Genomic DNA, 19,190 nt, shown 5'->3' on the forward strand with positions numbered 1-19,190 from the left:
GCTGCCGCGCGCGCGATGCCCTAGTCTCCCGGGGTGTTCCATCCCATCGTCGAGGCCTGGTTCGCGGGGAAGTTCGGGGCTCCGTCGTCGGTGCAGGCGGAGGCCTGGCCGCGCATCGCCGCGGGCAAGGACACGCTGCTGGTCGCCCCGACGGGCGCCGGGAAGACACTCGCGGCGTTCCTCGCGTGCCTGGACCGGCTGATCCAGCAGTCGGTGGCACGCGGCGGCGAACCCACGGCGGACGTCGCAGGCCCTCCCGCCAAGGCACCGCGTTCCGCTCGCTCCGGCTCTTCCCCAGGCGCATCCCCCGGGTCTCCCTCCTCCTCGACACCCATCCCCCGCACCGACGTCCTCTACATCTCCCCCCTCAAGGCCCTCTCGAGCGACGTCCAGCGCAACCTGCAGCAGCCGATCGCGGAGATCGACGAAGCCCTCGCCGCTGCCGGCTTGCCCCCTTCCGGCGTGCGCGTCGCCGTCCGCACGGGGGACTCCTCGGCGAAGGACCGTCGCGCCCTGGCGCAGCACCCGCCGCATGTCCTCGTGACCACGCCAGAGTCAGCGTTCATCCTGGTGACGAGCGTCTCGGGCCGGCGCGCGCTTGCGGGCGTGCGGACGGTGATCGTGGACGAGATCCACGCGGTCGCAGGGGACAAGCGCGGCGCGCACCTCGCGCTGACCCTCGAACGGCTCGACGATCTGGTGACCTCGGCGGGCGGCGTGGCGCCGCAGCGCATCGGGCTGAGCGCGACGGTGCGGCCGGTCGAGGTCGCCGCGCGCTTGCTCGTGGGGGCGAGGCCCCTGCCGGACATCGTGGACACGACCACGCTGCGGACCCTGGACCTCGGGGTGGAGGTGCCCCGGGACGAGCTGGGCGCGGTGTGTACGCACGAGCAGTGGGACGAGATCTACGATCGCATCGCGGCGCTCTCCGGCGAGGCGCGCTCGACGCTGGTGTTCGTGAACACGCGGCGGCTCTCGGAGCGCGTGGCACACCACCTGGCGCTGCGGCTGGGCGAGGAGGCCGTGGCGCCCCACCACGGAAGCCTGTCGCGGGCGCGGCGCCAGGAGGCCGAGCAGCGGCTCAAGGCGGGGGCGCTGCGGGTCGTGGTCGCGACGGCGTCGCTGGAGCTGGGGATCGACGTGGGAGCGGTGGACCTGGTGTGCCTGGTGGGGTCGCCGCGGTCGATCGGAGCGGCGATGCAGCGCGTGGGACGATCGGGGCACGCCCTGGGGAGGACACCGCGCGGGCGGTTCTTCCCGCTGACGCGCGACCAGCTCGTGGAGTGCGCAGCGATCGTGCGGGCATCCCGCGCGGGGGCGATGGACACAGTGGCGCTGCGGGAAGCGCCGCTGGACGTGCTGGCGCAGCAGATCGTGGCGGCATGCGCGTGTGACGAGCGCGGAGAAGACGAGCTGTTCGCGCTGTGCCAGCGGGCCGCGCCCTATGCGGGGCTCACGCGGCACGACTTCGACGCGGTGGTGGCGATGGTGTCGGAGGGGCTGGGGCGCGATCGCGGGCGGCGTGGCGCCGGGGCGATGGTGCATCGGGACGCGATCGGGAGGCGGCTGCGGGCGCGCCGAGGGGCGAGGCTGGCGGCGCTGACCTCGGGCGGGGCGATCCCGGACAACGGCAACTACGACGTGCTGCTGCTGCCGGAGGGGTCGAAGCTCGGGACGCTCGACGAGGACTTCGCGATCGACTCGTCGGCGGGGGACGTGTTCCTGCTGGGGAGCAGCTCGTGGCGGATCCGGCGGGTCGAGCAGGGGAAGGTGTGGGTCGAGGACGCGCACGGAGCGGCGCCGACGGTGCCGTTCTGGCGTGGCGAGGGGCCAGCGCGGACGCGAGAGCTGAGCGATGCGGTCTCGGCGCTGCGGGTCGAACTGGACGCGCTGGTGTCGGGTCCGGGTGGCGAAGCGGGGGGCGGAGACCTCCCGGCAGCGGCGCGGTGGGCCGTGGAGGCGTGCGCACTGGACGCGCGGGGAGCAGAGCTCCTGTGCACGTACCTGGCGGCAGGGAAGGCGGCGCTGGGGGCGATGCCGAGCCAGGACACGCTGGTCGTGGAGCAGTTCTTCGACGAGGCAGGCGGGACGCAGGTGGTGGTGCATGCGCCATTCGGTGGGCGCGTGAACCGGGCGCTCGGGCTGGCGCTCCGGAAGAAATTCTGCCGGTCGTTCGACTTCGAGCTGCAAGCGGCGGCGACGGACGATGGGGTGCTCCTGTCGCTGTCGCCGGAGCACGGGATCGGGGCGGACGAGCTGCTGAACCTGGTGCGGCCGGAGGGGCTGTCGGAGGTGCTGCTGCAAGCGGCGCTGCAATCACCGATGTTCCAGGTGCGCTGGCGGTGGGATCTGGCGCGGTCGCTGATGATGCTGCGGCAGCGCGGTGGGCGGCGGGTGCCGCCGGCGCTCTTGCGGATGCGGGCGGATGATCTGCTGCTGGCGGTGTTCCCGGAGCAGGCGGGGTGCCAGGACAACCACGGGATCGGGGCGCACCTGGAGCCGCCCGATCATCCGCTGGTGCAAGAGGCGCTGCGGGACTGTCTGACGGAGCTGATGGATGTGCCGGGGCTGGAGGCGCTGCTCCAGGGGCTGCGCGACGGGCGGGTGCAGGTGGTGCCTCGGCTGACGCCGGAGCCGAGCGTGCTCTCGCACGAGATCTTGAACTCGAATCCGTACACGTTCCTCGACGATGCGCCCCTGGAGGAGCGGCGCGCGCGGGCAGTGTCGGTGCGGCGGGGGCTGCCGCCGGTGATCCAGGAGCGGATCGGGGGGCTGGATCCCGAGGCGATCGCGGCGGTGGTGGCCAGCGCGCAGCCGCCGGTGCGGAGCCATGACGAGCTGCTGGAGGTGCTGCTGGATCGGGTGGCGCTGCGGGCCAGCGAAGGGGCAAGGGCGGGGTGGTCGGCGTTCTTCGCGCGGCTGGTGGGCGAGGGACGGGCGCTGGAGATGGTGGCGCCCGAGGCGAGCGAGGGGGAGCCCTTCTGGGTGGCGACGGAGCGGCGGCCGTGGGCAGAGGTGATCTGGCCCGGGGCGGCGTTCGCGCCCGTGGTGGTGCTGCCCGCGGTGGTACTGGCAGCGGCGCCAGAGAGCCGGGAGGCGGCGCTGTACGCGCTGGCGTCGGGCTGGATGGGGGTGCTGGGGCCGGTGACGGAGGCGGCGCTGGCGCGTCGGATCGCGCTGGACCTGGGGGACGCGCGGATCGCGCTGGCGAAGCTGGAGGCGCAAGGGGCGGCGCTGCGCGGGCGGTTCTCTGGGCGAGGGGACGAGGAGGCCGGGAGCGAGGAAGCCGGGAGCGAGGAGGCAGGGGGCGAGCGCGCAGGGGGCGAGCGCGCGATGGAGTGGTGCGATCGGCTGTTGCTGTCGCGGATCCATCGGCGAACGGTGGATGGGCTGCGGCGGGCCATCGAGCCGGCGACGCCTGCGGAGCTGATGCGCTTCCTGCTGGGCTGGCAAGGGGTGCAGGCCGGGACGCAGCGGCGGGGACCCGGGGGGCTGGCGCGGGTGATCGAGCAGCTCCAGGGGTTCGAGCTGGCGGCAGGAGCGTGGGAGAAGCACGTGCTGCCAGCGCGGGTGGCAGGCTACGCGCCGGCGCTGCTGGATGCGCTGTGCCTGTCGGGGGATGTGGCGTGGGGGCGGGTGGTGCCGCGGTCGACGACGGCTGCGCCGACGCGGGCGGCGCCGATCACGCTGGCGCTGCGGCGGGATCTGGGGTGGCTCCTGTCGCCGCGCGGGGGGCGAGGGAACGAGGGGGATGGCGAGGGGCAGGGGGGGTCGCTGTCGGAGCGGGCGCAGGCAGTGCTGGGGGTGCTGGAGCGGTCGGGGGCGCTGTTCTTCGCGGAGCTCCAGGCGGCGAAGGCCTGTCCGGCCGTGGAGCTGGAAGAGGCACTGTGGGAGCTGGTGGCGGCGGGGGCGATCACCGCGGATGGGTTCGGGGCGCTGCGGGCGCTGCTGGAGCCGTCGCTGCGGGGTGGGCTGGTGGGGCGACTCGGGCGAGGGGGGCCGGTGGCGTCGGGGCGCTGGGCGATCCTGCGGCCGGCGGTGGTGGCCGAAGGGGACGTGGTGGAGGCGCTGGCGAGGCAGTACCTGTGCCGCTACGGGGTAGTGATGCGGGAGCTGCTGGCGCGGGAAGCCGGGGCACCGCCGTGGGGGGCGCTGCTGCGGGTGTACCGGCGGATGGAGATGGCGGGAGAGATCCGGGGTGGGCGGCTGGTGGCGAGCCTGGTGGGGGAGCAGTTCGCGCTGCCGGAGGCGCTGGATGCGCTGCGCACGGCGCGGCGTGAGCCGCCGCGGGGGGAGCTCCTGGAGCTGAGCGCGTGCGATCCGCTGAACCTGTCGGGGATCATCACGCCCGGGCCGCGGGTGCCGGCGGTGGTGGGGAACGTGGTGATCTTCCGGGACGGGGTGCCCCTCGTTCCGGTGGGGTCCGACGTGATGTCCGAGGGGATGGCGCTGGAGGCCGCGGCGTCGGCGTCGGCGTCGGCGTCGGCGTCGGCGTCGGCGTCGGCGTCGGCGTCGGCGTTGACGACGCCGGGGATGCCGACGCTGGAGGTGAGGGCGCCGGGATGACGGCGGGGAGGACAGCGGTGGGATGACCGTCTCGAGGGCACCGGCGCCGAGATGATGAGCTGGTGGTGATGGGCGACGTCCGTGCGAGGTCCGAGGGCGAGGGCCGCGTGCAGCGGTCCTCTGCCTCGGATTCACGAGCGCGCGGGCTTGGATTCACGAGCGCGCGGGCGATGGGGGAAAGAACGAGACCCTCAGCAAGCTGCCGAGGCGCAGGCTCTCCGGGTGAGCCGTCGTCCCCTCTCCAGGTCGGCTCGACAGGTCAGTTGCACGTCTGGCCGCAGACACGCTGGACCTGGTCGACGCAGACGTCATCCCAGGCGGTGTTGCAGCAGTAGGGGTCGGCGCCGCAGATCTGGGTGACGCAGGGATCGCACGAGGCATCGAGCTTGCCGCCTGCGTTGCACTTGTCGTGCGCGCAGGCCTGGGCGCCACAGGACTGGCCGCAGATGCTCTGAACCTGGCCGACGCAGACGTCGTCCCACGCCGTGCTGCAGCAGTAGGGGTCGACGGTGCAGATCGTCGCGACGCAAGGATCGCAGGTGGAGGTGAGCACGGAACCTTCGTCGCACTTGTCGTGCGCGCAGGTGTCTCCCCCGCCGCCCGAGCCACCCCCACCGCCCGAGCCACCGGCTCCGCCGCTGCCCCCGTTGCCGCCCGAGCCACCGGCTCCGCCGCTGCCATTGCTGCCGTCGCAGTCCGGATCGACGGGCGCTGCGCATGCGAGGGAGCAGATCCCGTCGGCGCCGCAGTGGTTCCGAGCGCAGTCGGGGTCGACGATCTGGCCGCCGACGTTACAGGATTCCTCGCAGACGCCGTTGGAGCGGCACGGGTCGTCCGCGCCTTCGAACTCGTCGATGCGATCCTGGAGCCAGCTCGTGATCATCGGGAGATCGGTGCGGGCCTGGACGCCGTCGAGCGTGCAAGGGCCGTCCCCGAACGAGGTGACGCCCGCGTGTTGCTCGACGCCGTCGCGGATGACGAAGGCCGGGCCGCCGGAGTCCCCATTGCACGTGTTCTTCTGGGGGACCTTGTAATAGAACTGCGTCTCATTGATGAATCCGGGCGTGCCGCCCACGGTGGCCGGGCCGACGGCCTGGATCGGGAAGTTCGCGACGCGGCGGGTGCCAAAGCCGGTATCGGTGATGCCGTTGTCGTAGCCATAGCCCACGAAGATGAAGTCGGGGCCGACATAGGCGCCATTGTTCTCCAGCGTCTCGCGCAGCAGGGGCGCAGGCTGGACCGGCGCGTCGGTGGCGAGCTTCAGAACCGCCACGTCGTTGGCGAGGGTCGAGCCGCTGTAGCCCGGGTGCCGGATCTCCTGCACGACGTCGACCGTCTGGGCACCGCTCAGGATGTTGGTTCCCAGGAAAATCTTGCGGATTCCGCCGTAACAGTGACCTGCGGTGAGCACGGTGCGTCTGGAGATGACCGTGCCGGTGCAGAACGCTCCACCGTTGTCTCCGACGCCGACGACGAATGTATGCCAGGTATCGGTGGTGCCTCCCACGATCTCCTGGCCGTCCGATAGCAAGGCCTCTCTGTCCGGGCCTCCGGTGGTGTCATGGGTGCAGCCCATGCCAGCGCCCGCAAGACACACCACTGCGAACAGAAGATTCTTGCTCTTCGTCATTTTCACTTCCTAATCAGTAGGTTGTACTGCCGAGAGGCGGGCAGTGTGCTCGCTGCATGCGGGGTGGGGCAAGGTGAAAAGAGCAAGAATGACCTCGGTGTTTCGAGGACTCAAAATTACACTTCATTGCTGCTTCGATTCATTGTGCCACCTGCGATGATTGTCGCGGGAGCAGACGAATGAAGCTCGAGGCAGGGAAAAATGCCCTGAATGAAGAAGCGCGATGCCGAAAGCAGGGAAAAATGCCCTGGTGGTCGTGCGTGATGGCGTCGTGAGTGCGCGAAGAATGCACGGGGATTGACTCTTGGTATGGGCGAGGCCGTGCGCCGGAATGAGTCAATCGTTGTCGGCAGGGGACGGTGAGAAGGGCGACGCTCCCGAGCCGGACGCGGCTGCCGTGGGGTGCCCAGGGGGGGATCGCTGGAGGAAGGAGCGCGCCCTGGGAAGCCGCGGGGGCCTCGATGGCGCGGTGGAGGAGCTGCGTTCGTGGCGGGGGATCTGACTCGTGGTGGAAGGCTCAGATCTGCAGGGCGATGAGCCCGGGCTGGCCCGGCATGATGGGCCTCTCGTAGTCGGTGGTGCCATCACCACCGCGGGCGGCGTCGCCCCGGTACAGGCTCGAGCTCATGCCCCCTGGCTGCTGCAGGCTGCCCCCTTCGGTTTCGAGGAGCGTTGCGCCTGGATGGATCCACGAGGCACCGCCGCCACCGCCGCCGCCGGTGTAGGTGATCTTGGCGGCGCCGCTGCCACCGCCGAAGAAGCCCGAGCCGCCGCCACCGCTCGATCCGTTGCCGATGCCCTGTCCCCCGAGGTGTCCCTTGGCGGGGGCGTCTCCGGCACTGGTGCAGGCGCGGACGACGCCGCCATGGTGTTCCCCCCCGGGCTCGCCGTCAGAGGTGCACGTGTCGTAGCCGTAGGGATTGCGGTCGTTGCTGATGCCGCCGGCGCCGCCGGCCGTCTGGGTGGCACCGCGGCCGCCGCCGGAGCCAGTCTGGACTTCGTCGTTGGCGATGCCGTCCTGCCCGTTGCCTCCAGCGGGTCCTGCGGCGCCGCCGCTGCCCGCGGGCGGATTGACCGGCGGATTGCAGCCGTGGCAGCCGTCGACGCCCGCGCCGCCTCCTCCTCCGGACACGAGGATGATCTCGCCGTTGCGCAGGACGTAGGAGGCTCCGCCACCCCCACCGTGAGGCCCGCCGCCGCTCGCGACGCGGACCTCGAGCACGTCACCGGGAGTCACGGGGACGAGGGCGCTCAGGAAGGCGCCACCCCCGCCCGGGCCCGGGGCGCCACCCCCGCCGCCCCCACCCCACACGAACAGGCGGGCGACCGTCTTGCCGGGCCCGACCGTGACGCTGTCGACCTGCCCGCCCTCGGTCCAGACCCGGTCGGTGGCATCGGGGGGAGGGAGGTCCGGCGGATCATCTGGCGTCTCCGGGAGATCGTCGGGAAGGGGGTCGACGACGACGTTGCCTCCGCAGCCGGTGGCCGTCAGGAGTGCCAGCAGGAAGGCAGAGGCGAGGGGGGGCGGTCGCATGGGTGTCCCTTTCGAGAGCGCTGCCAGGGAGGTGAGGCGTCAGGCATGCCGCGCGGCGTCGGCGAGGCGATCTCATCGCGGTCTGGCGAGGTCGTCAACCAGCCAGGGGAGGTGAGTGCGGGAGGGAGAGCGGCAGGAGGAACAGATGGGAGCGGCGGTGATGGGAGCGGCGGTGACCGGAGCGAAGGAAGTGAGCGCAGGGGGGTCGCTTGTCGTCCTGAAGCGTGTCCGGTAGGGTCCGGCCACGGGGATGATTGAATGAGTGTTGGAGCATCATGAGCATTCGAATTCGCGCGGTCTGTACGAAGAGCGTCCTTGGTGTCACGGCAGAATCGCTTCGAGAGGGGATTGCTGCCCGGTTGCCGACGCTGGCGACCTACTACGGGGAGTCAGAGCCATCGAAGACGATCGCGGGTCTCTCGGTGAGCGAGGGCGGTGGTGTGCGGGGGGAGTCTGGATGGATGCGGATTCAGGCGGGGGATGCTGCGGGGATGGCGCTGGTCGTGGACTGGATCGGTGAAGGCCAGGCATTGAAGGATGAAATCCAGGCGCTCCTCGCCGGGCTGGACGACTGCGAGGAGGAAGACGCAGAGGAGGTCCGTGATTGCCTGAGCGATGCGGTCGGGGTGGCGCGGGTGACGCTGGATGTGGGGGCCGTGGAGGGCATCGGATGGCCACTGGCGATCGCGATCGCTGCGACCCTGGCCGATGAGGGGGAAGGGTTGATCCAGGCGGATGGCGAGGGGTGGATGACGGTGGACGGCTCGGGCGTGGAGCAGCTCATCGACGCCGACTGAGCGAGGAAGCCACGTGGTGGCGTCGACCGGACTGGAGAGGGCGAGCTCCGATGGAGCACCCCGGCCCATCGGAGAGCATGCGGCTGGAGGGCTCGATGCGCGAAGTTGCGGCCCGCCCTGCGTGAAGGTGTCCGACCAGCCCTTCGTGCTGTCGTGTTCACGAGCATCCCGTGAGCACGCTTTCGGCCTCTGCGGCTCGCGACGCCCGCCCACCCTTCACAGGCACGACGGCTCGTCATCCGGGCATGACAGCAGGGCGCCCACCTTCGCGGGCATCACGACGCGGCAGCAGCTGGACCTCGACGAGCCTGGCGCCTGCACCCCCCGCGGTGGGAGCCCGATTGGCAGGGTCGACGCCGAAGGCCCGACCACCTTCTGCTGCCTCTGAAAGGGGCTCGCCTGGTCGTGCCGCGGTCTGACGTCAGCGCTGGGCACGTCATCCGGCACAAGGCCCGCGTGCCTCGTGATGCGGCGCTGGCTCACGCCCACGGCAAGGAGCCGCCTTGCAGGAGGTATTCCAAGCGATGCCCGACGGCCGCGATTCTCGGCTCAGCGGAATGGCTTCCACGCTCCGTGGTCCACCACCTCGTGCTGGCGGGAGGTGGTCACGCGAAGGCAAGGCATGACGACACGGGCGCTATTGTCGCGTGCTGACCCGTGCTGGTCTTGTAAAGGTCGAGAATCGCAGCGCTTCGAGGCGTGAAAGGCGCCTTCGTGGGGCGGAAACGGGTTCTCGTGCCAGTGAATTTGCTGTTCTGGTCAGCAGGTGCGCTTCTCGAGCCAGCAGTTTTGCTTCTCTGGTCCGTGATCGCGCTTCTCGTGACAGCGGTTTTGCTTCGCTGGCCGGTGGTCGCGCTTCACGTGACAGTGAATCCGCTTCACGTGACGTCGAACGAACTTCGCTTGGCAGCGAACCGCGTTCACGTGACAGGGAACGTCCCTTATCCGACCCTGTGCGCAACCTCGCCTCAGCGAATGCTCGTTCACGTGCCGTCGAACGAGTTTCGCGTGCCGTCGAACGAACTTCGCTTGGCAGGCAACGCCGTTCACGTGACGTCGAACGCGCTTCATGTGCCGTCGAAGGCGCTTCGCTTGGCAGGCAACGCCGTTCACGTGACGTCGAACGAATTTCCCTCGGCAGCGAACCGCATTCACGTGACGGTAGGTTCGCCCCATCCTCCCGCATGCGCGAGTCTGCCTTCCTGGTGTCGATTCACGAACCAGCGAATGAATTTCGCTGACCATCGATCCTCCTTCACGTGCCGTCGAACGCGCTTCACGTGCCGTCGAACGAACTTCGCCGAACGGCGAATGCATTTCACGCGCCAGCGAACGCGCTTCACGTGCCGTCGAACATCCACCCCTCGTCAGCCGTCCAGACGCGACGCCACGCACCTGGTGACCCCCCGCCAGAAAGCGTTGGAGGCGAGGGGGGATACGCTGGAGCCTGGAGACGGTGTGCACCGATCTCCGTCGCTTCGATGACACCTGCAGGGCTCGACTCGAAGCCATGGTGGCTCGGCATGCCCTCGCCGAGTTGACGCCGCTTCGCGTGGTGCATCTGGACATCGACACCACGGCGATGCCGCTGTTCGGGGACCACGAAGGCGCATTGCTTGGACCGAATCCGCATTACCGTCGGGGGGACTCGATGTGCGAGATCGCAGGGGAGGCGATGCTTCTCGCCCGAGGGGTGAGCCCAGCGCTCGCACGGGTGTGCCTGCCCCACGCGCAGTGGGATCGGATGTCCGTCTCGTTCGAGGAGCTGCTCGTCGCGCTGGCGGACAAGCTCTGGAAGGGGGTCCGTAAGGTCGACCTGGAGGAGCGCGTCATCGACGCCGTCGCCGAGAAAGTCGGCACGTCGCGGTGGGAGGTGTTCGTGACGCTCGACAGCCTGTTCGAGGAGATCGCTGCGGAAGGCGATGCACGGCTGGAACGCAGGCGAAGGGGAGCGGCTTGAACGGGCTGGCGGCGTCTGATAAGGGGGGAATGCTGGGTTGAAGTACGCTGAATCGCTCATGAAACGCCGCATGGCCTTGTTAACTGAAGAAGGAGCCTCTCACTGATGAGCAGTGAATCCGTGACGGGAGACATCGGTGCGTCTGCAGCCGAGGGGGATGACCCCACGCTGGTGACGGCCAAGCAGATCGCCGAGAGGCTCGTGCCGACGCTGATCAACGGGATCAGGGCCTTCGAGCAGAAGCCGCTGGTGACGTTCGACTGGGAGGTTCAGGGGAGGGGGAAACAGAGCACGTCGGTCTACCTCAAAGAGGTGAAGAACCCACGGCGTGGCTCGGGAACCGTCAATTTCGTGCTGGCATGGCGGCCTTCGTCGGGCAAAGAGGTCGAGGTGCCCGTGAGCGTCGCGCTGAACAGCGTGGCGCAGAATCGGCCTGCGGTCTCGATAAGGATTGTTGCCTTCGAGACCAATCGCCACCTCACCCTGGCGAGGGGCGAAGCGATCCTGAAGCTCGATCGAGGGGAGAAGATCCCCACCACGTATCCTTATCCGACCTCGGCCACAGGCGTGGAGCGGGTCGGCCAGGTCTGGTTTCCTCGTCACCACGCGGACGAGAACACGGCGAGCCGTGAAACGGGCTTCGTCGGTGGGACGCGTTCGTCGGCACTGGAGCCGTACTGGCCGAGCTTTCACGAGGAAGATGGCTGGATCGTCGACATTCCGCCGCTCCCTCCTCCTGCCGGAGAGGCGGGGGGGGGCAGGGAGGTGGTCGAGGCCTGGGGCAAATTCGTGCTCGCCGCCGTGGTCTGGGCCGTCCTCGTTCAGCCCTTCCAGCAATCAGGGGCCGCTGGCGGGGCCGCCACGGCGGATCCGGTGGCTTACGGATTGCCAGCGGTCGCGAACTACTGGCCATTGCGTGCGGTCAATCTCGATCCCAACAAGGTGTACGCGGAGCTTTCGAAGAGCCTCCTGCTCCCGTGGCATCTCGTGGCAGCGGCTTGTGCATCGCTGAACGCGGGCAAGCACGTGATTTTCACGGGACCCCCGGGGTGCGGTAAATCGAAGCTGGCGATTGCGCTGGCGCGAATGGTCCGTAATGCGGAGCCGGTCATTGCGACGGCGTCGCCTGCGTGGACGGCGGGGGATCTGGTCGGCCGGTATCTGCCGCGTCGGGACGGCAATGGGCTGGAGTTCAAGCCTGGGTTCTTCCTGCGGGCGGTCGAGGCGAATCGGTGTCTCGTCATCGACGAGTTCAACCGGGCCAGCATCGACCAGTGCTTCGGGGAGCTGTTCGCCGTGTTCGCGGGTGACCCCGTGGAGCTTCCCTTCGAACAGGTGGTGGAAGTGACCGAGGTGCCGGAGCCGGTGGCAGCAGTTCCAGAGGCCGGCTCCGAGGCGCTTGGTGCCGATACGGCAAACGGGGCGGAGGCTCGGGTCGAGGCGAAGGTCGCCGTGCGACGCAAGGAGCGCTTCGCGAACGTGCGCATTCTTCCGGCAACCTACAGCAAGAAGCTCGGCTTCCGGCTGGAGGAAGAGGGGATCGGCTACCGCGACTACAAGGTCAGCCCCGAGTTCCGGCTGGTGGGCACGATGAACGACGCCGATCGGGCGCAGCTCCACCAGCTCTCGTTCGCGCTCCTGCGGCGCTTCGACATCATCCGTGTCGAGGCACCATCGCCGGATCGCGTGCGGGAGTTCATCACCGAGCAGAGCGGGAAGGTGGTCGAGGCCGTGGGCGACTCGGCATACCAGTTCGATGGACAGACGATGAAGGATCTGATCCAGCGGCTGCGGCCGGAGTACCTGGATCCCCTGTTCGCGAACGGAAACGTGAAGCCTGCGGCGAGCGGGCAGCCGTTCGGTGATCTGGTGGCGGAGCGCGCCGTGGGGCTGGCCACGGTGGAGGACATCCTGCGGTTCGTCGCCGAGGGGCTTCGCTGCCCGGGTGACGGCGAGAAGGTCGCCAGCGGTGGGATCAAGGAGGCAGGGATTGCCGCCGCCGCGTCCTACCTCGCCATGGGGCTCGTGCTGAGCGTCTTCCCGCAGCTGGATGCACTGGACGACGAGCGGCGGTGGGCTGCCATCGAGCACATCGTCGCGGTGTTTCATCGCGACGGGAAAGGCGCGCCCTTCGTCTACATCGAGAGCAAGAAGGACGAGAAGTCGGGGCGCGTCTCGTACCAGCTCGTCAAGCCGTCGGCGCGGACGTTCCGGCCCAAGGACATCGACGGGAACAACGAGATCTCCACCGCGGAGTACCTGATCGGCGAGCTGTCGCTGCAGTACAAGGACATCGCGGAGGAGACCTGGAACGGCCTGATCTTGCGGGCACGGCCGTCATGACGCTCGTCGCCGTCGCGCCTTCCGTGGTCTCGCTCGTGGACCGGCCGCTCGGGGCAGGGGGGCGTGCGAGGACGGCGGGGCCCGAGATCGACCTGTTCATTCATCATCTGAGCTGGCTCGGGACCTTCCTCGAAGGGCCGAGCCGGCTCGCGGTGATGAGCTGGGTGGGGAGGATGCTGCGCGCCGAGGTGCGGGAGCAGCTCCACGGCCTGTTTCAAGCGGACCATCCGCTGCAAGTCCAGGCCGAGATGGCGATCCTGCGGTTGCTGAACCGCGCCTGGCAGAAGCGGGCGCCACGCTACGCGCTGCTCGACGTGCCCGAGCGCGATGTCGACTGGCCGCGCACTTACCTGGAGGAGCTGACGCGACCTCCTGCGCGGTACTGGGCCCGGGAGACCTCGCCGCTCCTCGATGCGGACATGCTCGGCGCGCTCTGCTCTCTGGCCTCCAGCTTGCTCGAGCTGGGGGCCTTGTCCCTCGCGGTCGAAGGGAGCCGGCGGAGCGCACTCCGTGAGGAGCTTCGTGTCGCGATCGCGCGGGTGGCGCGTGACGTGGGAAATCGGCGGGTGCCGTTCACCCTGCGGCACGAGCAGCGGCTCTTGCGGGCAGATGATGATGCGCGGAGGGCGGCGCTCGCCATCCGGGCGGGGCTCGCCTTCTGGCGGGGGCGCTTCGGTGGCGAGGGGGACGCGCTGAAGCTCCGGGAGATCGGCGAGCAGATCCAGGAGGCCGATCTGAAGCACCAGCGGAGGACGCTCTACAGTCTGCTGGAGCTGACGTCGGCGCTCGGCATCGCGCGCGCGGCGCTGGAGACGCGAGAGGAGATCGACCTGCCCGAAGGGGTCCGCTGGACCCTGGAGGACGTGGACGATCGGGATCAGAAGAACGTGCCGCGGCTCCGGCTTCGCTCGGGAGCGCTCACCTGCCGCATCTCGAAGGAGCCGCCCGAGGGGGACATGCTCGTCTCGCTGCTCGCGGAGATGGGTCTCAAGTCCACAGGGAGCCAGCCCGACATCGTGATGACGTTCTCGCGGACGGACCCGAGTGGGCGGGAGAAGAGCCTCTTCGTGCTGGCGGATGCGAAGCGCAACGCCGCCAGCGATGGCCGCGCATACCTTTCAGCGTCGGTCGATGCGGCCGTCGGGTATGCGGTGTCGTTCGGCCACCGGATGGGGCTTCGCTTTCATCCTGGAGGGGAGGGGCGCATCGATGGCGATGTCCTGCCGGCGGTCACGCTCTTCTGTCAGCAGGGCGTGAAGAAGATCGGCGGTGCTGGGCCAGACGAGCCGGACATCCTGGGGCGTCTGCGGGGACATGCGGCCCTCCCAGCGGTGCTTGCGCTCGACATGGACCACTTCTTCAGCGGTGTCGAACCCTACCGCTGGCGCACCGGCATCCTCGGAGCCTGGTTTGGCCGCATCGCGCGGCAGGCCAGCGTGGCCCTCCAGCGAACGACCGCCTGAGCGAACCCGCGCGGGTTGCCGGTGTCGGCGCGCGCGAATGGCTTATTCTCGCGCGGATGACCCGTCGTCCTCGGCTTCTCGATCAGCTCGCGCGAGGGCTCGACTCGCGCCCTGCCAAGATCCTGCTGGCGGCGTCGATCGTGGTCTCGGTGCTGCCCATCCGGGGGCTGGAGGACCTGCTTCGACCGTTCTTCTTGATCGTCTTCGGCGCAGAGCTGGGGCTCCGGTTCGCGATCCTGCGGGGGAGGACGAGCGAGAGTCCGCGGCTCGAGCGGATGCTCCTCGTGCTCGACCTGCTCGCGTTCCTGAGCTTCCTGCCCCTGGAGCGGGTGCTGCACGCGCATGCGGTGGTCGCGCTGCCCGTGCTCAGGCTGTCGCGGCTCCTCTTGCTGGTGCGGTTCACGCGAGACCTGGCGCTCGATCTGTACTCGATCGTCACGCGGCGTGAGCAGCTCCACCAGTTCGGGCTGGTGACGGCAGCGGTGTGGGCGCTGGCGTTTGGTTCGGCGGTGGTGCTGGATCACCTGGGGGTGGCGCACGACTTCGACGGGCGTGAGGTGTTCGGCGAGGCGACGTTCCTCGACAAGCTCTGGTGGTCGTTCCGGCAGATCGAGAGCGCCGACAACCTGATCGAGCACCTGCACGTGCATCCGGTGGTGGCGCTCCTGTCGCTGGGGCTGACGATCATCGGCGTGTTCGTGATCTCGTTCATCATCGGGATCGGCGCGAACATCGTGGATCAGGTGGTGCGTGCGGAGCGGCGGCGGCCGGTGGGGTACGCGGGGCACGCGCTGGTGGTCGGGGCGGTGCACGAGGCCGAGCTGCTCGTGCGGGAGTTCGTGGGGCTGTACGAGCGGAACCGGGTGCTGCGGAAGCTGCGTCTGATGGAGATCTGGCAGTGGCTCGCGCTCGGGGGGCCGCCACCGCGACGCCACGCGCTGCCGCGGCTGGTGCTGCTGGGGCCCAGGGAGGAGCCGCCGGGGTTCCTGGTGGAGCCGGCGATGCGGTGGGTGGTCTACCGGCAAGGGGACGGGGCGGAGCCGGACGCGCTGGCCCGGGTGGGGGCGTCGGAGGCGAAGCGGGTGCTGTTGCTGGCGCGGTCGGACGCTGGGCCCGATGCGGATGCGGTGACGGCGATGGCGCTGGCGTCGCTGCGCGCGACGAACCGTGGGGCGCAGGTGTTCGTCGAGGTGCGCGAGAGCCAGAACCGCGAGCTGCTCCGCAGGACGGGGGGAGCCGGCACGTTCCCGCTCGACATGCCGCGGATCCTCGGGCTGTTCCTCTGCCAGCACCTGGTGACGCCCGGGGTCGAGGCGCTCTACGCGGACCTGATGACGAGCGATGGGTCGGAGTTCTACACGCACCTGTTCGTGGACGAGGGGGACGCCGCGGCGCTGGCGGCGCTGGCGGACGAGGACGGTGGGATCTCGTTCGTGCGGATGGCACGCGAGGCGTACCAGACGCGGGGGGTGGTGCTGACCGGCGTGTTCCTGGGCGAGACGGCGCCGCACAAGGAGCCGCTGGGGTTGCCGCAGGTGGATGGGCTGGTGCAGTGGCTGAACCCGCTGCGGGATCCTCCGGAGGGGTCGGTCGCGGCGAGGCTGGGCGCGCGGGCAGGGCGGGTGCCGGCGCGTCGGCTGCGTGGGTTGATCGGGGTGTCGGCGACCTATGCGCCGCTGCGGCGGTACGGGCGCGATCTGGTCATGGGGCGGGGGATCGCGAGGGCGGATCGCGAGGCGAGCAGCGATCATCCGCGCTCCCTGCCCGCGTGGGCGTCGGGCCTGGAGCTGGTCAAAGGGGCGCTGTCACGGGTGCTGGTGGTCGGGTACAGCACGACGCTGCCGGCGCTGCTGCACGAACTCGCGCGGTTCGTGCCGGGGGTGGAGGTGGTGCTCGTGCTCGGCGAGCGCGGCGACGAGCGGATGCCCCTCGGAGAGCGGCTGGGATCGCTGGGGCTGGGGCTGGATCCGACGAAGCCGCCGCCCGGGGCCGCGGGGGTGACGGCCGCGCTGGAGCACGGGGGGCGGGCGACGGTGTACACGCACCACGGGCACGATCTGACGTCGTTCGCGGTGAAGGCGATGGGCGCCGAGGGCGCGCCGGGCGCCGCGGTGTTCCTGAGGGAGCCGGATGCGGTGGACGGGGACGCGCGGATGGCGCTGCGGCTCTTGCGGTTCGTGCGGGCGCTGGAGAGCCGTGAGCTGCAAGCGGGGGAGCGCCTGCACCTGGTGGCGGAGTTCGATTCGGTGGCGAAGGGGGAGCACATCCGGCGGCTCGTCGACGCGGAGCGCTGCGGGTTCGACGCGGAAGATGGGCTGCGGTTGACGCTGATCAGCACGGAGCGGATCAAGAATTACTTCATGGTGCACAGCGCGTTCGTGCCGGGGGTGACGACGCTGTACGACGAGATCCTGGGCGAGGAGGGGCAGGAGATCGTGCGCGTCGAGCCGACCTGCTGCAGCGATCCGGAGGAGATGGTGCACTTCGACTCGCTGCGGGATGCGCTGGCGCTCCGGCGGTTGATCCCCGTTGCGGTCGAGCTGGAAGATCGCGAGGTGGTGCTGAACCCGGGGAAGCAGGAGGCGTTCGCGATGGGGCAGATCCGGGCGGTGTACGCGCTGGCGGAGATCCAGGAGCTGGAGGCGCCCGAGGTGACGGCGATGCGTCAGCGAGGGCGCCCGGTCGCGGCGTGAGCTGGGCGGCTGAGGGGTCGTATCCCTCGCGACCCAGCCCCCCTCCTGCAGGGCGCTGAGCTGGTTGCAGGAGGCTGAGCTGGATGCAGGAGGCTGATCAGCCGGCGCAGACGGGAGGGCGACGCTGGGCCCAAGGGGCCGCCTGTTCGAGCTGGCCTGCGAGGCGGAAGAGGGTCGCTTCGTTGCCCTGTCGGGCCTCGAACTGGACGCCGATGGGGAGGCCGTCGGCGCTGGTGTGCAGCGGGACGGACATGGCCGGGTTGCCGGTGATGTTCGCGAGCGGGGTGAAGGCGGCGAACTCGAAGCAGGCGTCGAGCCAGCTGCGGCCGTCGTAGCGGGGGTCGTTGGCGTCGAGCGTGCCCACGGGCAAGGGGGGCTGGGCCAGCGTGGGGCTGAGCAGGACGTCGAACTGCGTGAAGAACTGGCCGACGGCGCGGCTGATCTGGTCGCGCGCGGCCAGGGCGGCGAAGACATGGGCGCCCGTCATCCGTCGGCCAGCGTCGCGCAGGGCGAGGGTGGTCGCCTCGACGCTTTCCGGACCGGCGGTGAGGCCGAACATGGGGAGCATGATGTCGAACACGTAGGCGTGATTCGCGAAGATGAGGTTGAAGACGGAGGCGATCATGCTCCAGTCGGCCGGCGGCGGCGCGGGGATCAGCTCGTGTCCCAGCTCCTGACAGAGGGCGACGGTGCGCTGGAGGGCCTGCCTGGCGTCGTCGCTCACGGGAGCGCCGCTGAGGGGGGTGTCGTAGAAGGCGATGCGGAGGCGGGAGGGGGGCGCGTTCACCTCGTCGAGGAAGGGGCGTGCAGGCGGGGGAACGTCGTAGGGAGCGCCAGGATCGGCGCCTGCGGTGACGTCGAGGAGGGCGGCGCTGTCGCGCACGGAGCGCGTGAGCACATGTTCGATGGCGAGGCCGCCGAGGAGCTCGCCCTGCATGGGGCCGGTGGGGGTGCGCCCTCGGGTGGGCTTGAAGCCGAAGAGTCCGCAGCAGGACGCGGGGATGCGGATGGAGCCGCCGGCGTCGCTTCCGTGGGCGATGGGGACCATGCGGGCGGCGACGGCCGCGGCGGCACCGCCGCTCGATCCGCCGGGTGTGCGGTCGGTGTTCCAGGGATTGCGCGTCGGGCCGTGGGCGAGTGGCTCGGTGACGACGTTGATGCCGAGTTCGGGGGTGCTGGTCTTGCCGAGCGGGACGAGGCCAGCCCGGCGGTAACGGACCATCAGCTCGCTGTCGAGTGGTGCAATGAAGCCCTGGAAGAGGCGTGAGCCCATGCCCGTGGGGACGCCGGCGCTCATGAGGCCGAGGTCCTTGATGAGGAAGGGGACGCCGGTGAAGGGGCCGTCGGCGAGGCCGGCGGCGAGGGCCTGGTCTGCCTGGTCGCGCAGAGAGCGGATGACCGCGTTGAGCGACGGGTTGGTCTGGTCGATGGCAGAGGTGGCGACGTCGACGAGCTCGGCGGGCGTGACCTCGCGGCGGCGGACGAGGTCGGCGAGTCCGAGGCCGTCGTGGCTGGTGTACTCGGAGAGTTTCATGGTGGGCCCGGATGTTACTCCGACGACGGGGGGCGCGGAGCGCGGGGGAACAAGGTCTGTCGGAGCGTCGCGGCGGGGAGGTCGAAACGCGCCGCGAGCTGCGCCATGACCACCCGGTTCAGCCGTCCCTCGGGGGGGTGCTTGACTTGCCGCACGAAGCTGGCGTCGACCGTCACGCCGGCGTGGGCGCTGGCGCGCGCGGCGAGCTGGAGCGCTTCGGCATCGGCGAGCAGGGGGACGCGCGCGAGCCGGATCTTGAGGTAGAGGGCCGCGCGCATGAGGGCGTGGTAGCTGGCCATCTGGGTCATCCACAGGGAAGGCGGAGCGCCAGCAGCGGTGGCTTCGAGGGCGGCGCGGCGCTGATCGATCACCTCGAGCGGCAGGTGGTCGAGTTCGTGGAGCGCGCCAGGGAACTCGGCGGCGAGGGTGCGGAAGACCTGGCGCTCGGGGGGGGGTTCGCCCCGCGCGCGCGCGCGACGGAGCTCTCCGAGCTGTGCGTACTTGGCAGCGAGGCGAGCGACGTCGTGCATCAGGGGGGCCTGGGCGTCGGACGCCGTTTGAACTTCTGGAAGATCGGTGCGCCGGCGCTGCACGTCGGTGCTCCCTAGCACGGTCACGTCCCCGTCAGGGGGCACCTTGGGTCTTTTGAGGGAAGCCTCCGACCTTGTAG

11 protein-coding genes are annotated in these 19,190 nt (G+C 70.0%); 7 read left to right on the forward strand and 4 right to left on the reverse strand.

What is annotated here, in order from left to right:
* Positions 1–33 precede the first annotated feature (33 nt).
* The gene (locus CMC5_RS18475; protein ID WP_063796304.1) at positions 34–4,566 is read left to right on the forward strand and encodes a DEAD/DEAH box helicase; all 4,533 of its coding nucleotides are present in this window, start codon (positions 34–36) and stop codon (positions 4,564–4,566) included.
* A 259-nt stretch (positions 4,567–4,825) separates the two neighbouring features.
* Here the strand turns inward: CMC5_RS18475 and CMC5_RS41640 are convergent, their stop codons facing one another.
* Positions 4,826–6,196: a S1 family peptidase gene (locus CMC5_RS41640; protein ID WP_063796305.1), complete on the reverse strand. Its 1,371-nt coding sequence runs from the start codon at positions 6,194–6,196 to the stop codon at positions 4,826–4,828.
* Between the two features lie 331 nt (positions 6,197–6,527).
* On the opposite strand from CMC5_RS41640, the gene CMC5_RS46970 reads away from it, so the two are divergent.
* Positions 6,528–6,698 carry a hypothetical protein gene (locus CMC5_RS46970; RefSeq protein ID WP_156338710.1) on the forward strand — a complete coding sequence of 57 codons (171 nt, stop codon included), beginning with the start codon at positions 6,528–6,530 and terminating at the stop codon, positions 6,696–6,698.
* Between the two features lie 15 nt (positions 6,699–6,713).
* On the opposite strand, the gene CMC5_RS48535 is transcribed toward CMC5_RS46970, so the two are convergent.
* Positions 6,714–7,730: a hypothetical protein gene (locus CMC5_RS48535; protein ID WP_050431668.1), complete on the reverse strand. Its 1,017-nt coding sequence runs from the start codon at positions 7,728–7,730 to the stop codon at positions 6,714–6,716.
* A gap of 275 nt (positions 7,731–8,005) precedes the next feature.
* Between CMC5_RS48535 and CMC5_RS18490 the strand changes: the two genes are divergently transcribed.
* The 5 genes from CMC5_RS18490 (at position 8,006) to CMC5_RS48540 (ending at position 16,986) form a co-directional block, all read left to right on the forward strand.
* A complete protein-coding gene (locus tag CMC5_RS18490) occupies positions 8,006–8,527 on the forward strand; it encodes a hypothetical protein (protein WP_156338711.1) in 522 nt (173 codons plus the stop codon).
* A gap of 1,510 nt (positions 8,528–10,037) precedes the next feature.
* Positions 10,038–10,487 carry a phosphohydrolase gene (locus CMC5_RS18500; protein ID WP_156338712.1) on the forward strand — a complete coding sequence of 150 codons (450 nt, stop codon included), beginning with the start codon at positions 10,038–10,040 and terminating at the stop codon, positions 10,485–10,487.
* Positions 10,488–10,592: 105 nt separating this feature from the next.
* Complete coding sequence (locus CMC5_RS18505; protein WP_050431672.1) at positions 10,593–12,830, forward strand: AAA family ATPase; 2,238 nt, start codon at positions 10,593–10,595, stop codon at positions 12,828–12,830.
* Positions 12,827–14,293: a hypothetical protein gene (locus CMC5_RS18510; RefSeq protein ID WP_050431673.1), complete on the forward strand. Its 1,467-nt coding sequence runs from the start codon at positions 12,827–12,829 to the stop codon at positions 14,291–14,293. Before CMC5_RS18505 ends, CMC5_RS18510 begins: the two co-directional genes overlap by 4 nt.
* A gap of 56 nt (positions 14,294–14,349) precedes the next feature.
* Positions 14,350–16,986, forward strand: a complete 2,637-nt coding sequence (locus tag CMC5_RS48540) for a Rossmann-fold NAD(P)-binding domain-containing protein (protein ID WP_050431674.1) — start codon at positions 14,350–14,352, stop codon at positions 16,984–16,986.
* 97 nt (positions 16,987–17,083) lie between these two features.
* Here CMC5_RS48540 and CMC5_RS18520 read toward each other — a convergent pair whose 3' ends face one another.
* Entirely contained in the window at positions 17,084–18,520 is a 1,437-nt protein-coding gene (locus tag CMC5_RS18520; protein ID WP_050431675.1) for an amidase, read from the reverse strand.
* A 14-nt stretch (positions 18,521–18,534) separates the two neighbouring features.
* Positions 18,535–19,050 carry a hypothetical protein gene (locus tag CMC5_RS18525; RefSeq protein WP_050431676.1) on the reverse strand — a complete coding sequence of 172 codons (516 nt, stop codon included), beginning with the start codon at positions 19,048–19,050 and terminating at the stop codon, positions 18,535–18,537.
* Between the last annotated feature and the right edge of the window lie 140 nt (positions 19,051–19,190).

Origin of the sequence: Chondromyces crocatus (assembly GCF_001189295.1) — a bacterium.
Lineage (GTDB): Bacteria > Myxococcota_A > Polyangia > Polyangiales > Polyangiaceae > Chondromyces > Chondromyces crocatus.